Genomic DNA, 15,703 nt, shown 5'->3' with positions numbered 1-15,703 from the left:
TAGTTGAAGTACACTTCAGGCTACCCAGGGGGAATCATGACGACTATGGATTTGATCATCAAGGCGGCCCGGGAGCTTGCCTTGACCCACGATACGGCGAGGGGGCGCTCGCCCGTCCGCCAGCGCAAAGCGCTCGGCCGGCAGCTGGCCTCGATGACCGGCTTCGCGGACCGGCTCCGCCAGAGCGGCGAGGACGGCTGCGTCCAGCCTGCCGCGGAATGGCTGCTGGACCATGCCGAATTCATCCAGGAGCAAGGCTATCATGCCGAGCAGGAGCTGCGGCAGGGCGGATTGAGCCGGCTGCCCTGGATCCGGCGCTCGGGCCATACGCGCGCCGAGGCGGTCTGCGACGGTTATCTGGACGCCGTCTCGGGCCAGTACGATTCCGCGACCTTCCGGACTTATCTCGATGCCTACCAGGAAGTATCCGTGCTGTCGCTCGCCGAGACGTGGGCGCTGCCCCTGGCGCTGCGCTGCTGCCTGTTCCGCCGCCTCTCGGAAGTATTCCGCGAGGTCGGGCAGAGGCATGACGCCTGCATGGCGTCCGAGCGCATCCTGCGCGCCGCCATCTCCGCCAAGGGCCGTCCGGACGCGCTGAGCCTGACCGAGGCGCTCGACCGCGCCGGACGCGACATTGCGCTTTCGGGAGCGGTCGTCGCTCATCTCGTCGCCCGACTGCGGGAGTGGGCGGATGACTCCGAGGAGGTGCGGCGTTGGCTGCTGCTGCGGCTCGACAACGGCAGCGAGAGCCTCGCCCGGCTGAACGCTTACGAGACGCGCCTGCAGGCATCCTATCAGATGCAGGCGGGCCGTCTCATCGGCAGCCTGCGGGCTGCCGAGCGAACGCCTTGGGAGCGGCTGCTCGAGGAGCTGAGCGTGACCGAGCGCGTGCTGCGCGGCGAAGCGAGCGGCATGTATCCGCGCCTCGACGCCGAGAGCCGCGCGACGCTGCGCGGCGCGGCGTCGCGCCTGGCGGCGCGGCTCGGCCTGCCGGAGAAGCTCGTCGCCGAGCATGCCGTGCGGCTGGCGGCCGAGGCGCTGGCGGCAGCGGCCGGCCCGCTGCCGGAGGCTGTGCCGGCGCAGCAGGCGCGCGGACGGACGGGCGGCCGCGACGCCGATGCGGCGAAGGCGACCGGCGAGAGCTTCTTGGCGGATGCGGCGGCGCGAGAGTCGTCCGCTGCAGGACGGCCTATCGCCGCGACCGCAGCGCTTGCTCCGCAAGACGATCCGGCGGCAGGATTGCCGCCGCGCGCGGCGTACGCGGCCTACTACTTGCTCGAGCCCGAGGGCCGGCATCGGCTGCGCGTCGAGATCTGCAGCTCCGTCCGCTCACGGCGTTTGCCGGAGACGGGCCTGCTGCGCCGCCGCAGCGCGGTCTATTTGACGCTGCTGGCCGGCTCGTTCGCCCTCTGCGCCGCGGCGCTGCTGCTGCTCGTCCGCGGGGCATCCGTCCAGGCATGGACGGCATGGATGTGGCTGGGGGCGGCGCTGCTGCTCCTGCTGCCGGCCTCGGAATGGGCGGTCGCGCTGCTGCACGGCGCGATCGGCCGGACGATGCCGACGCGTCCGCTGCTGCGCTACGATTATGCGGACGGGGTAGCGGAGGACGCTTCCACGCTGATCGTCATTCCGGTCATTTGGTCGACGGAGGAGGAAGTGCGCCAGCTCGCCCGCAGGCTGGAGCTCCATTATCTCGCCAATCGCGACGGCCGCTTCCACTTCGCGCTGCTCGGCGACTTCGCCGATGCGCCGAAGGAGCATGCGAGCGGCGACGCCGAGCTGGTCGAGCTCGCTGCCGGGGAGATCCGCCGGCTGAACCGCAAGTACGGCGAGGACGGCACGACGTTCCACCTGCTGCAGCGGCGGCGCGTCTGGAACGAGGCGGAGGGCGTCTGGATGGGGTGGGAGCGCAAGCGCGGCAAAGTCGTCGAGCTCGCCCGGCTGCTCGCCGGAGACGAAGGCACGACATTCACGCATCGCGAATCCGACGCCTCCGTCTACGCCCGCATCGCTTACGTCATCACGCTCGACGCGGACACGCAGCTGCCGTTCGGCAGCGCCCAGCGCATGGTCGGCACGATGCATCTGCCGTACAACGCGCCGCGCCTGAACGCGGCCGGCACCCGCGTCAAGGAAGGCTATGCGGTGCTGCAGCCGCGAATCGCGATCAGCAGCGACAGCGCCTCGTCCTCGCGCCTCGCCGCGCTCTGGGCCGGCACGCCGGGCATCGACCCGTACGCCTTCGCGGTGTCGGATCCGTATCAGGACGGCGTCGGCGAAGGCATCTTCACGGGCAAAGGCATCTTCCATGCCGGACTGTTCCGCCGCCTGCTGAGCGAGCGCATCCCCGACAATACGGTGCTCAGCCACGATCTGCTCGAAGGGGGCTTCCTGCGGGGCGGGCTGCTGTCCGACATCGAGCTCGTAGACAGCCATCCGGCGAGCCTGCGCGCGTGGCAGCTGCGCCTGCACCGCTGGGTGCGCGGCGACTGGCAGCTGCTCTGCTGGCTGAAGCGCCAGGTGCGCGACTGCGCGGGCACGCCGCGGCCGGTCGATCTCGGGCCGATCACGCGCTGGCAGATCGTCGACAACCTGCGCCGCAGCCTCATGCCGCCGGCCCTGTATATGATCGCGCTGCTCGCGCCTTTGCTGCCGGCGGGCTCCCGCGCCGCGCTGCTGGCGGCCGCCCTGCTGACGGCGCTGCTGCCGTTGCTGCAGGCGCTCGCCGCGCCGGCGTACGTGCTGCGCCATCCGGGCCGGCTCGGCGCCTCGCTGCTGCAGTCGCTGCTGCTGCTGATCCTGCTGCCGTATCAGACGGCGCTCATGGCCGATGCGATCGCGCGCACGCTGTATCGGACCGGCATCAGCCGCCGGAGGCTGCTCGAGTGGAAAAGCGCCGCCGACATCGAGCGCGCGTCCGACCGCCGGCTGCTGGCGTTCCGCGCTTCCGGCACGGCGCTGGCGCTGCTCGTGCCTGCCGCGGCATGGCTATCCGGAGCGCCGTCCGGCCTGCTCGCGCTGAGCGCGATCCTGGCTGTCGCCTGGCTGGCCGCGCCGCTTGCCGCTACGTGGCTGAACGGCCGTCCGTCCGTTTCGGAGCCGCGCCTGCAAGCGGAGGAGCGGCAGGAGCTGCGCGCGCTCGCCGCCTCGATCTGGAGCTATTATGCCGACTTCGCCGGCGAACAGGATCATTGGCTGCCGCCGGACAACGTGCAGCTCGAGCCTGACCGCGGGGTCGCGCATCGCACGTCGCCGACGAACATCGGGCTCATGCTCGCCTGCACGGTGACGGCGCGCGACTTCGGCTTCATCGCCAGCTCCGAGATGATCGAGCGGATGAGCCGCACGATGGATACGCTCGAGCGGATGGAGCGATGGCACGGGCATCTGTTCAACTGGTACGATACGACGACGCTGCAGCCTCTCCATCCGCGGTACGTGTCCACGGTCGACTCCGGCAACCTCGTCGCCTATCTGATCGCGGCCAAGGCCGGCGTGGAGGAATACGCCGCCCGCGAGAGCGGTCCCTGGACGGACGAAGCGGCCCGACTGGCGATGCGGCTCGACGCCTACGCGCGCGAGACGGACTTCCGGCCGCTCTACAACAGCGAGGCGCAGCTGCTCGCGCTCGGCTACCATGCCGATCAGGATCGGCGAGACGACATCCTGTACGACCTGCTCGCCTCGGAAGCGCGGCAGGCGAGCTTCCTCGCGATCGCGCAAGGCCAGCTGCCCGCGTCGCATTGGTTCCGCCTCGGCCGCTCGCTGACGGTGATCGGCCGGCGGCCGGCGCTGCTCAGCTGGTCGGGCACGATGTTCGAGTACCTGATGCCGGCGCTGCTCATGCGCACGTATCGCGGCTCCCTCTGGGACAGCACGTACCGGGCCGTCGTCCAGCGGCAAAAGGACTATGCCCGGTCGAAGGACGTGCCGTACGGCATTTCCGAATCGGGCTACTACGGATTCGACTACGACATGAACTATCAGTACCGCGCGTTCGGCGTGCCGGGCCTCGGCTTCCAGCGCGGGCTGGACAAGGAGCTCGTGCTCGCCCCGTATGCGGCAGTCATGGCGCTGCCATGGGACCCGGCCGAGGGCATGGACAACCTGGAGCGCTTCGAGCGGATGGGCGCGAGGGGCAAATACGGCTTTTACGAGGCCGTCGACCTGCAGCCGTCGCGGCTGCCGGACGGGACCGGCCATCGAGTCGTAAAAAGCTTCATGGCGCATCATCAGGGCATGAGCCTGATGACGCTCGGCAATCTGCTGCTCGACGTCTCGATGGTCGACCGCTTCCATGCCGATCCGCGCGTCCAGGCGGCGGAGCTGCTGCTGCAGGAGCGGCTGCCGGACCGGGCGACGGTCATCGCTCCGCAGGCGCTGCGCTCGGGCGCGTCCCGCACGGCTCCGGCCGAGGACGGCCGAGGCACGCGCATGTTCGAGCATCCGGTGACCGCGGTGCCGGAAGCCTGCGTGCTGTCCAACGGCACGTTCACGTCCTTCGTGACGGCCGACGGCACGGGCCAGCTGCGCAGCGAGGGCCTGTCCTTCACGCGCTGGCGGGAGGACGCGGTGGTGCCGGCGTACGGGCCGGCCGTCTACATCCGCGATCTGAGCGGGGGGCTGTTCTGGTCGCCCAGCTTTTATCCCGTCGGCAGCGAGGGCAGCGGCGCGAGCGCGCGCTTCCGGCTTGACCGCGCCGAGTTCCGGCGCAGCGAGGGCGGCGTCAGCTGCGAGATGGCGATCGTCGTCGCGCCGGAGCATGCGGCGGAGATCCGGACGCTGACGCTGGAGAATGAAAGCCGCGAAACGCGTCTTCTCGAGGTGACCACTTATGTGGAGCTCGCGCTTGCGCCGCCCTCCGTCGACGATGCGCATCCGGCGTTCAGCAAGCTGTTCGTGCAGACGTCCCGGGACGAGGCGAGCGGCGCGCTGCTCGCCTGGCGGAGGCCGCGCTCGCAGGAGGAGAAGCCGCTGTGGGCGGTGCACATGCTTCATGCCGGACCCGAAGCGGTCGGACCGGCGGAATACGAGACGGACCGCGCGAAGTTCATCGGCCGCGGCCACTCGCTTGCCGCTCCGCGCTGCGCGGACGAGAAGCTCGAAGGCTCGACCGGAGCGGTGCTCGATCCAGCGTTCGTCATGCGCCGCAAGCTGCGTCTCGAGCCTGGCGCGCGGACGGTGCTGACCGCGGTGAGCGGCCTGGCCGCCTCGCGCGGCGAAGCGCTGCAGCTCGTGCGCGAGCTGCTCGCGCCCGGCAAGCGGGAAGCCGCGTTCGAGCTCGCTTGGACGCTTAGCGCCATCGCGCTGCGGCAGCATCGGCTGGACGAGGCCGAGGCTGCGGCGATGCAGATGCTGGCCGGACGGGTCCTGTACGCTCCGCCGCAAGCCAAGGAGCGCGCCGAAGCGATCCGCCGCAACCGCCTCGGTCAGCCGGGACTGTGGCCGCTCGGCCTGTCCGGCGATTTGCCGATCGTGCTGCTGCGCATCGAGGACGCCGCGGACATGCCGTTCGCGACGAGGCTGGTGAACGGCCACGGCTACCTGCGCCGGCTCGGCCTCGCGTTCGACCTCGTGCTGCTGAACGAAAGCGGCGAGGGCTACCAGCAGGCGCTGCAGGACGCCTTGCTGCTGGCGGTCCAATCGGCGGTGTCCTATCCGCCGTATGCGGTCGGAGGAGGCTTGTACCCGATCGCCTCGTCGAGGCTGACGGAGGAGCAGGCGCTGCTGCTGGAGACGGCGGCGCGCGTCACGCTGCGGGCGGACGGACCGAGCCTCGGCGCGCAGCTGCGGGTCGTTCTTCCGGAAGCGGATCGAAATAGTTATTCGAATCGCGACCTTTTAATGGAAGGAATAGAACGAGAACGCATTCCCGAATCGGAGCGTGACGTCGTCGGCTTGCCGCCGGACTCGTTCGCGCTGCAGCTAGTCGACTGGGACGAAGCCGCGCTGGAGACGCGCAAGCGGACGGGCATCTCGGCGCTGCCGCTCGAGCCGGAGGAGGAGCTGCTGTTCTTCAACGGCTGGGGCGGATTCCGCCCGGACGGGGGGAACTACGTCATCCGGCTGCAGCCGGGCCAGCCGCTGCCGGTGCCTTGGAGCAACGTCATCGCGAATCCGCGCTTCGGCACGCTCGTCACGGAGCGGGGCACGGGCTACAGCTGGTTCAGCAACAGCCGCGAGTTCAAGCTCAGTCCGTGGTCCAACGACCCTGTCGTCGATCCGGCCGGCGAGCTGATCTACGTCCGCGACGAGGAGAGCGGCAAGTTCTGGACCGCGTCTCCTGCTCCGGGCGAGGCGCGCGAGTTCCGCATCGAGCATGGACGCGGGTTCACGCGGCTGCTGACCCGCATGGAAGGGCTGACGCAGGAGGCGAGCGTCGCCGTGCATCCGCAGGATCCGGTCAAAGTGACCGAGCTGCGGCTGCGCAACGACTCCGGCCGGCCGCGCCGGCTGTCGGCGACCGCCTATTGCGCCTGGGTGCTCGGCGTCAGCACGGGCGGCGTCCAGGCGATCGCCACGGAGTGGGACGCGGAGGCGGAGGCGCTGCTGGCCCGCAACGCTTACCAGGAGACGTTCCGCGATGCCGAGGCGTTCCTGCTGGTGACGGCGGACGGCGCGGGGGATGGCGGCATGCCGGCGGACTATACGGATGACCGCAGGGAATTCATCGGCCGCGGGCACGGGCCGTATTGTCCGGCGGGAATGGGCCGGGCCGCCCTCGGCGGGCGCGCGGGAGCGGCGGCGGACAGCTGCGGCGTCGTGCGGAGGGAGCTTGTGCTCGCTCCGGGCGAGGAACGGCGGATGTACGTCGTGCTCGGCGCGGGCGGAACGCGGGAAGAGGCGCTCGGCCTCGCTCGCAAATATGCATCGCCCGAAGCCTGCGAGGCCGTGCTGCCCGCCTCGGAGGCGCACTGGCGGGAGCTGCTCGGCGGCATCGAGGTGGAGACGCCGGACAAGGAAATGGACTTGCTGCTGAACGGCTGGCTGCTGTACCAGGCGCTGAGCTGCCGCGTCTGGGCCCGCACCGCCTTTTTCCAGGCGGGCGGCGCGTACGGCTTCCGCGACCAGCTGCAGGACTCGCTCTCGCTGCTCCATGCGCGGCCCGACCTGACGCGCCGGCAGCTGCTGCTCAACGCCTCGCATCAGTACCTGGAGGGGGACGTGCAGCACTGGTGGCATGAGGAGACGCACAAGGGCATCCGCACCAAGTACACCGACGATCTGCTCTGGCTGCCGTACGCGTCGGCGCGCTACGCCGTTTTCACCGACGACTGGGACGTCTTCGGGGAACGAGCCCCTTATCTGACGAGCGAGCCGCTCTCCGAGGAGGAGCATGAGCGCTACGAGGCGACCGTGCTTTCCGGCGAGGAGGGCACGCTTTACGAGCACTGCGTGCGCGCGATCGAGAAGGGGCTGACCGCCGGCCGCCACGGCATTCCGCTGATGGGCATCGGCGACTGGAACGACGGCATGAACTCGATCGGCGACGAGGGCAGGGGCGAGAGTGTGTGGCTCGGATGGTTCCTGTGCGTCGTGCTGGAAAAGTTCGCTCCGGTCTGCCTGCGGATGGGCGACGAGGTCCGCGCGGCCCATTACCGCAAGGAGCGCGAGCGGATCATGGCGGCGATCAACGAGCATGCGTGGGACGGGGAATGGTACCGCCGCGCCTGCACCGACGAAGGCGTCTGGATCGGCACGAACGAAGCGCGGGAATGCAGGATCGACGCCATCGCCCAGTCCTGGTCCGTCATCTCCGGAGGCGCGCCTCCGGAGCGGGCGCGCAAGGCGATGGGATCGTTCGACCGGGAGCTCGTCGACCGCGGCCTCATGCTGGCGCGGCTGCTGACGCCGGCGTTCGACAAGACCGAGCCGACGCCCGGATATATCCAAGGCTATCCACCGGGACTGCGCGAGAACGGCGCCCAGTATACGCACGGCGTCATCTGGAGCATCGTCGCGTGGAGCGCGCTCGGCGAGGGCGGCAAGGCGGCGGAGCTGTTCCGCCTGCTCAATCCGGTCAGCCACGCCAAGTCTCCCGGCGACGTGCGCCGCTACGGCGGCGAGCCTTACGTCATGGCGGCGGACGTCTACACGACCGACACCTACGGCGGCAAAGCGGGCTGGACGTGGTACACCGGCGCTTCGGGCTGGATGTACCAGGCTGGGCTGGAGTGGATTCTCGGGCTCAGCCGCGAGGGGCGCGAGCTGATCGTGCGTCCGCGCATTCCGGCGGAGTGGCCTTCCTATGCGATCCGCTACCGCATCGGAACGTCCCGGCTGGACATCCGCGTGCTCAATCCGCATCGCCTGAACGCCTCGGAGGCGGTCGTCGTCATGAACGGCGGGCAGCCGTCCGAAGCGTCCGCGGAGGCGCGGATTCCGCTTCCGGATGATGGCGGCCATCACCGCATCACCCTGGTGCTGGAGCGTCGCGTGACGGAATCTGACATCGACTCGATGCATAAATATTGAACATCGGTTCAAGGGGGAATGAACAACCTTGCAACGCCTTCAGGCGCTGCAGGGTTGTTTTTTCTTGATATGGCGCGTTTCGATTGCCATGCGAAAAGGAAAACGATCTTTTCGGTATACAAAAAAAGCGATGTATAAGGATGGATTTTTATTCATATTCGTCATTTTTCTTTGACTAGTGATATTTTTCTTTACATAACCTCAACGAATATTTTATGATTTCTATGATTTTCGATTTTCCTCTGTTGGTATAATGTCGAGGCAAGAAACAAAAAGGGAGGACTCATCACTTTATGAGATGGAAGCCGAAATGGAACAAACCGACCGCTTCCGTGCTGGCGGCATGTGCTGTCCGCGCAGGTTCTTGGCGGAGCCGTGCTGTTCACGGGAACGGCGGAGGCGGCTGCTGACGCGACGATCGATCTTCGCGTCTTGAGCACGACGGACATTCATACGAACGTCTACGGCTGGGATTATTTCAAAAACGCCGCTTCGATCACGGTCGGCCTGGACCGCGCCGCGACGCTGATCAATGAGAACCGCAATGGAAATACGCTGCTCGTGGACAATGGAGACTTGATCCAAGGCACGCCGCTCGGCACCTATATGGCCAAGCATTCGGACTTGAAGACGAATCCTCAGGCCATCCATCCGATGATGGCGGTCATGAACTATCTCAAGTACGATGCGGCTACGTTCGGCAACCATGAGTTTAACTACGGCCTCGACTTCCTCGACCGCACGGTGGCGGAAGGCGTCTACAAGAATCTCCCGGGCGCAGCCTTCCCTTACGTCAATGCCAACATCTACAAAGTTGACGGCGACAACGACAAATCCAACGATGAAAATGCCTTCGAGCCTTATGTCATCCTGGAAAAGAAAGTGAAAGACTCCAACAACAATGAGCAGACGATCAAGGTCGGCCTGATCGGCCTCGTCACGCCGCAGATCATGGAGTGGGACAAGGTCAACCTCGAAGGCAAGGTCTATACGGAAGACATCAGCACGACGGCGGCGAAATTCGCTCCGATCGTACGCGCGGCAGGCGCGGATGTCGTCATCGCCCTGGCGCATACGGGCTTCGACGCGACAGCTCCGGAAGGCGCAGGCGAAGAGAACGCGGTCAATGCCCTGACGAAAGTTCCCGGCATCGACGCCGTCACGTTCTCTCACTCCCATAAAGTATTCCCGGCGGCGACGGAAGCGGCGCTCGACGCCAGCTTCAAGGATCCGAGCACGAGCAAGCCTTTCAACACGGCTGCGGTTAAGGTTGACAACGTCAACGGCCATATCAACGGCACGCCGGCCGTGCAAGCCGGCTACGGCGGCAACAACATCGGCCTGATCGACCTCAAAGTCGTGCAAAGCGGCGGCAAATGGGTCGTCGACAAAGCGGCTTCCAAGACCTCGACGAAGTCGATCTTCAAAACGGTCGACAAGGTGAACTCCTCGACTGTTGCTCCTGACCTTCAGGTACAACAGCTCGCAGCGGCCGCCCACAACGCGACCATCGCCTACACAGGCGCGAAGCTCGGCACGACAAGCGCCGCGATGAACAGCTTCTTCGCGATGGTGCAGGACGATCCGACGGTCCAGGCCGTGACGGACGCTCAAAAATGGTACGTCCAGAACTACCTGACCGTGAACGACTCCGTCTACAAGGATCTGCCGATCCTGAGCGTCGGCGCGCCGTTCAAGGCGGGACGCAACGGTCCGGATGAATATACGGACATCGCTGCCGGCGATCTGACGATCCGCAGCGCGAGCGACCTGTATCTGTACGACAACACGCTCAAGGCGATCAAGGTCAAAGGCTCGGTCGTCAAGGAATGGCTGGAGATGAGCGCAGGCGCGTTCAACACGATCAGCCCCCGCAAGACGACGGCCCAGTCGCTGCTGAACCCGGCCTTCGCCGTGTACAACTTCGACGTCATCGACGGCGTGAACTACAAGTACGACGTCACCAAGCCGGCCAAGTACGACCCGAACGGCAAGCCGCTCAACCCGGGCTCCAGCCGCGTCACTGAACTGACGTACAACGGCCAGCCGCTTGACCCGAACCAGGACTTCATCGTCGTCACGAACAATTACCGCGCAAGCGGCGGCGGCAACTTCCCTGGCGTCAAAGGCGCTCAGCTGATCGTCGACTCCCAGGACGAGAACCGCCAGGTGCTGATGGACTATATCGTCGAAAAAGGAACGATCAATCCGACGGCAGACGGCAACTGGTCGCTGCAGCCGATCGAGGGCAACGTCAATGTGACGTTCACTTCGACGCCTAAAGCGGCAACTGCCCTGAGCCAGGGCATTACCTACACGGAAACGAACAATGACAAAGGCTTCGGCATCTTCAAGCTGGAGAAGCTGAAGAAGCCGTTCGTGCAGGCGACTTCCGACGTGGAGGTCCACCTGCTCGGCATCAATGACCTGCACGGCCAGCTGGATACCGAATCTCTGGTCAGCAGCAAGCCTGCGGGCACGGCCGCCATCCTGGCGACCTACCTCAAGGAAGCCCGCGCGAAATACGCGGCGGAAGGCAAGCCGACGATCCTGTTCCATAACGGCGACTCCGTCGGCGCATCGGCTCCAGTATCGTCGCTGGAGCGCGACAAGCCGACGCTGGAATGGCTGAACATGATGCAATTCGACATCGGCTCTCTGGGCAACCATGAGTTCGACCAAGGCGTCGACGCTCTGAAGGCGCAGCTGTATGGCGGCCAAGATCCGAAGAATAAAAATGTCGTGCATGGCGGCGTCGACTTCGACTACGTCAACGGCAACGTCATCGTCACGGAAACGGGCAAGACGCTTATCGAGCCTTACGTCGTGAAAGAAGTCGGCGGCGTCAAGATCGGCTTCATCGGCCTCGTTACGAAGTCCACGCCGAACAAGGTCGCTCCGTCCGGAACGGAAGGCGTGCGCTTCATGGAAGCATCCGAGGAAGTAAAAGCGGTCAACGCCTATGCCAAAGCGCTGCAAGACCAAGGCGTACAGACGATCGTCGTGCTGGCGCATGATCCGGCCAAAACGACCTTTGTGGACGGAAAGGCGACCGTGACGGTCGGAGAAGCCGTCGATCTGGCGAAGGCGCTGCCGGCCGACTCCCCGATCGACGTCATCGTCGCCGGCGACGACCATGCTCTCGCCAATCAGGAAGTCAACGGCAAGCTGATCGTCCAAGCTTATTCCTACGGTACGGCGTACGAAGACATCAAGCTCGTCATCGATGCCAAGACGGGCGATGTCAAAGAAAAATCCGCTGTCGTCTCGACAACGTTCCACGCCGGCAAGACGCCGGATGCGGATACGGTCGCGCTCGTCAATAAATACCTGGATCTGCATCCGGAGCTGACCAAGCCGGTCGGCACGACGGACGGCTCCATCGTCCGTACGGACGCGTACAACAATGAAGCGCCGCTGGGCAACCTGATCGCAGACGCCATGCGCCACGCCGACTTCGGCGACGGCAAGAGCGCAGCGGACTTCGCCTTCATGAATCCGGGCGGCATCCGCGCCGACCTGCCGAAAGGCGACGTGAAGTTCGGCGACCTGGCGAAAGTCCAGCCGTTCGGCAATACGCTCGTCAAGCTGACGCTTACGGGCGCTCAAGTGAAGAAGCTGCTGGAGCAGCAATGGGGTACGAACCAGGACGGCTCCGCCAATACGAAGACGCTGCAGATTTCCGGCCTCAAGTATACGGCTCTGATGTACAAGCCTGTCGCCGAGCGAGTCGATAGCCTGACTCTGACGGACGGCACGCCGATCGAGGACGGCAAGGAATATACGGCTGTCGTCAACAACTTCATGGCTGCCGGCGGCGACAACTACAAAGTGCTGACCGAAGCCAAATCGTCTGTACCGGGTCCAATCGACCTGGACGAGTTCTACAACTATATCGTGAAGACATTCAAAGGCGGCCAAATCACCGCCAAGATCGAAGGACGCATCACGAACGTGAAGGAAGCGACTTCGACGCCGACGCCATGGAATCCGTCCGCGACGCCGACGCCTACGGCAAGCCCGTCCGCTTCTCCAAGCGCGACGCCGGCTCCGAGCGCGACGCCGGCACCATCGGCTACGCCTGCACCAAGCGCGGCTCCTGAGTTCGGCGACATCGCCAAGTACACTTGGGCTGTCGCTGCGATCCAGAAGCTGGCTGCTCTGGGCATCATCAACGGCATGGGCGACGGCAAGTTCGCTCCAGCCGAAGAAGTGACGCGCGCTCAGTTCATCGCGATGATCGCACGCGCTCTGCAGCTTGACCTGACCTCCTCCTCGACGTCCTTCAACGACGTCAAGTCGGATGCATGGTACGGCAGCTACATCGCCGCAGCCGTCCAGGCCGGCCTCGTTCAAGGCAGCGGCAACGGCAAGTTCGAGCCGAACCGCGACATTACCCGCGAGGAGATGGCGATCATGGTCGCCAATGCCCTCAAGTATGCGGGCAAGGAGCAGCCGGTCGACAAGGACGCTCTGTCCGCATTCAAAGACAAGGCGAAAATCGGCTCCTACGCTCAGAACGCTGTCGCTCAGCTGGTTAAATCCGGCATCCTGAACGGCATGGGCGATGGAACCTTCGCGCCGAAAGGCATGGCGACCCGCGCTCAAGCGGCCGTCATCCTCGACCGCGTGCTGGGTCAAGTCTCCTAATCGAGCTTCATTCCGCAATACAGAAAGCTCCGTTCCCCTTTCGGGTGGGACGGAGCTTTTTTTGTCTGCTGCCCGGCGTGCCGTTCCAGTCCGGGGAGCGCGACTCGCCCGAGCTCCGGCAAAGCAGCGGAGGCGGGCTGCTGCCGCTCTCCGAGCCGAGCCTGCCGCTCCGAGCCGAGCCTGCTGCTCCGCGAGCCGAGCGTGCTGCTCTCCGAGCTGCGCCTGTCGCTCTCCAAGCCGAGCCTGCTGCTCTCCGAGCCGAGCCTGCTGCTCTCCGACTGAGCCTGCTACTCCGCGGGCTGCGGCTGTCCGTCTCCATCCGGCGCGTAACGCCGCATCAGCTCAGCCGTCTCGTGGTCGAACGGACAGCCGCGCCGCTCGAGCTGGCCTGCTACGGCTTCCCGCTTGGGCTCGGTCAGGTTCTGGCCGAACTTGAACTTGGCGCTGATGTGCTCGACATTCAGGCGGATGACCGCCACGCCCTTCAGATTGCCCCGATAGCGCGCGTCGTCCGCCCGGATCGGCTCATGCCCGCCTTCCGGCTGGAGCTTGGCCATCATCGCCTGCAGCGCATCCGCCTTCTCTTCCAGATCCTCGACGAGCGACGCCGTGCCCCGCAGCAGGACGGACTTGAAATAGGCTGTCGCCGGGCATGCGAGCTCCGGATCCTCGAAGTAAGACGGGATCAGCGCATATTCCCGGGCGACGCAGAAGGAAACCTGCTCGTTTGCCTTCAGGCTCTTGATTTTTTCGCCGGCGCGGCTGCCGTGGAAGTAGAGCGAGCCGTTCCGGTACACAAAGTTCAGCGGCGTAATGCCGGGCGTTCCGTCGGGACGGACCGACGCCAGAAACCCGAAGCTCATCTCCTGCAAGAAGGCTTCCAGCTCCGCCTGGTCGCGGCTTTGATCGAATTCTTTTCTTCTCATCTTGTCTCTTCCTCTCCCGGCAGCGTGCATTTCCTCTGCCCTCTGCTGCTAAAGGTAAGGGAAAAGTGGCAAATGGAAAAGATCCGGTTTATAGTAAATTCATTAGACCACTTTGTCGCGGAAAGGATGAGGCGCATGGAACCGAGGCTCGCCTACGAGCGGCTGCTGGAAGAAGGAAGAAGCAAGCGCGAGGCTCTGTATGAATCGCTGAAGGCGCAGATTCTGGACGGAGGATCGGCCAGCGGCGAACGTCTGCCTAGCACGCGCCGCATGGCGGAGCTGTACGGCCTCTCCCGCGGCACGGTCAGCCAGGTGTACGACATGCTGCGGGCGGAAGGTTATGTGGAAGCCGAGCAAGGCAGCGGCACCTATGCCGCCTACGAGGCCGGCGTCCTGCGACAAGGCCAGGAGCGCGAGCAGGAGCCGATCGGGCCGCAAGCCCGCTCATGCGGCAGCGATTGGTTCAAGCGGCTCGAGGCGGCTTCGCCGGCCGCTTTGCCCGATGCGGCGGACAGCCTCGAGGCTGCCGCGCAGCGATTCGCGTCGGGCCGGACGGACTTTCGGCTGTTCCCAGCCGGCGAATGGAAGCAGGCGCTCTATGCCGCGGTCCGACAGTCGCTGGAGCGGCCGCTGGAGGATGGAGGCCGTGAGCTGACGCCGGCGGGCAGCCCGGAGCTGAGGGAGGCGATCGCGGCGCTGCTGAGGCGTGAGCGGGGCATCCATGCGGATCCGGCGAACATCGTCGTGACGAGCGGCTCCAAGCAGGCGCTGGCGCTGCTGCTGCAGACGCTGATCGGTCCGGGAGAGCGCTTCGTCATGGAGAATCCGGGGTATGGCGGCATCCGGGAAGCGGCGCTCGCGGCCGGCGCGGAGGTGCTGGGCGCAAAGATCGACGAGCTCGGAATCGTGCCGGATGATTGGGACGCGTCGCTGGCCGCCGTGACGCCGAACCGCCAGTTCCCGACCGGCGCAGTGCTGCCCGCTTCGCGGCGAGCGGAGCTGCTGGCCTGGGCCGAGCGAAGAGGGGCGCTGCTGCTGGAGGACGACTACGACGGCGAGTTCCGCTACACCGGCAGGCCGGGCGAGCCGCTCAAGGCGATGGACGCCCAGGGGCGCGTCGTCTATCTCGGCAGCTTTTCCAGGACCATGTACAGCGGGCTGCGGATCGGCTACGCGGTCGCGCCTCCGTGGCTCGTGTCGCGGCTCGTCCGCGCCAAGTCGTTCTACGAGCCGTATTCGTCCGGGCAGCTCGAGCAGCTCGCGCTGGCGCGCTTTCTTCAGGAAGGACGCTACGCCCGCCATCTGGGGCGCATCCGCAGGCAGTACCGGCGGAGGCTGTCGGCGCTGCACGCAGGGCTGGCGTCGCTGTCGGGGCAGCCGTTCCGCTGGTCGCCGGCTCATGCCGGACTGCATCAGTACGCGACGTGGACGGCGGGAGAGGATCGCTACGAGCGGCTGCTGCGGCTGGCGCAGGAGCGGAAGATCGGATGGAGCGACGGCCGCAAGTACTGGACTGCGCAGCCGGGCGAGACGAAGCATCCCGAGCCGGGAGCCTTGTTCGGCTTCGCCCATTTGACGGAGGAGGAGATCGGGGAGGGGATGAAGCGGCTGGCGGAGGCGTGGCGGTCGGCAAAGCGGGAATAAAAAAAAGC

General features: G+C 65.9%; 4 protein-coding genes. 3 read left to right on the top strand and 1 reads right to left on the bottom strand.

Translation table 11 applies throughout. The features are described from left to right. Positions 1-36 precede the first annotated feature (36 nt). Together H582_RS26635 and H582_RS26630 are read left to right on the top strand one after the other, a co-directional pair. Positions 37-8,475 carry a glycoside hydrolase family 94 protein gene (locus H582_RS26635; protein ID WP_084136879.1) on the top strand — a complete coding sequence of 2,813 codons (8,439 nt, stop codon included), beginning with the start codon at positions 37-39 and terminating at the stop codon, positions 8,473-8,475. Between the two features lie 345 nt (positions 8,476-8,820). Beyond that, the gene (locus tag H582_RS26630; protein WP_052333075.1) at positions 8,821-13,125 is read left to right on the top strand and encodes a bifunctional 2',3'-cyclic-nucleotide 2'-phosphodiesterase/3'-nucleotidase; all 4,305 of its coding nucleotides are present in this window, start codon (positions 8,821-8,823) and stop codon (positions 13,123-13,125) included. A 287-nt stretch (positions 13,126-13,412) separates the two neighbouring features. Here the strand turns inward: H582_RS26630 and H582_RS0108145 are convergent, their stop codons facing one another. Then, entirely contained in the window at positions 13,413-14,051 is a 639-nt protein-coding gene (locus H582_RS0108145; RefSeq protein WP_028598141.1) for a pyridoxamine 5'-phosphate oxidase family protein, read from the bottom strand. Positions 14,052-14,186: 135 nt separating this feature from the next. On the opposite strand from H582_RS0108145, the gene pdxR reads away from it, so the two are divergent. Next, complete coding sequence (gene pdxR / locus H582_RS0108140) at positions 14,187-15,695, top strand: MocR-like pyridoxine biosynthesis transcription factor PdxR (protein WP_028598140.1); 1,509 nt, start codon at positions 14,187-14,189, stop codon at positions 15,693-15,695. Positions 15,696-15,703 lie beyond the last annotated feature (8 nt).

Source organism: Paenibacillus pasadenensis DSM 19293 (genome assembly GCF_000422485.1).
In the GTDB taxonomy this organism is placed as follows: Bacteria; Bacillota; Bacilli; order Paenibacillales; family Paenibacillaceae; genus Paenibacillus_O; species Paenibacillus_O pasadenensis.
Note: the sequence above shows the minus strand (reverse complement) of the source record. Positions and strands in the feature narration are given on the sequence as shown.

What these genes read in the sequence shown, in the direction of transcription:
- H582_RS26635 (WP_084136879.1), top strand. Translation starts at nt 37, where the DNA reads ATGACGACTATGGATTTGATCATCAAGGCGGCCCGGGAGCTTGCCTTG.
- H582_RS0108145 (WP_028598141.1), bottom strand. Translation starts at nt 14,051, where the DNA reads ATGAGAAGAAAAGAATTCGATCAAAGCCGCGACCAGGCGGAGCTGGAA.
- pdxR (WP_028598140.1), top strand. Translation starts at nt 14,187, where the DNA reads ATGGAACCGAGGCTCGCCTACGAGCGGCTGCTGGAAGAAGGAAGAAGC.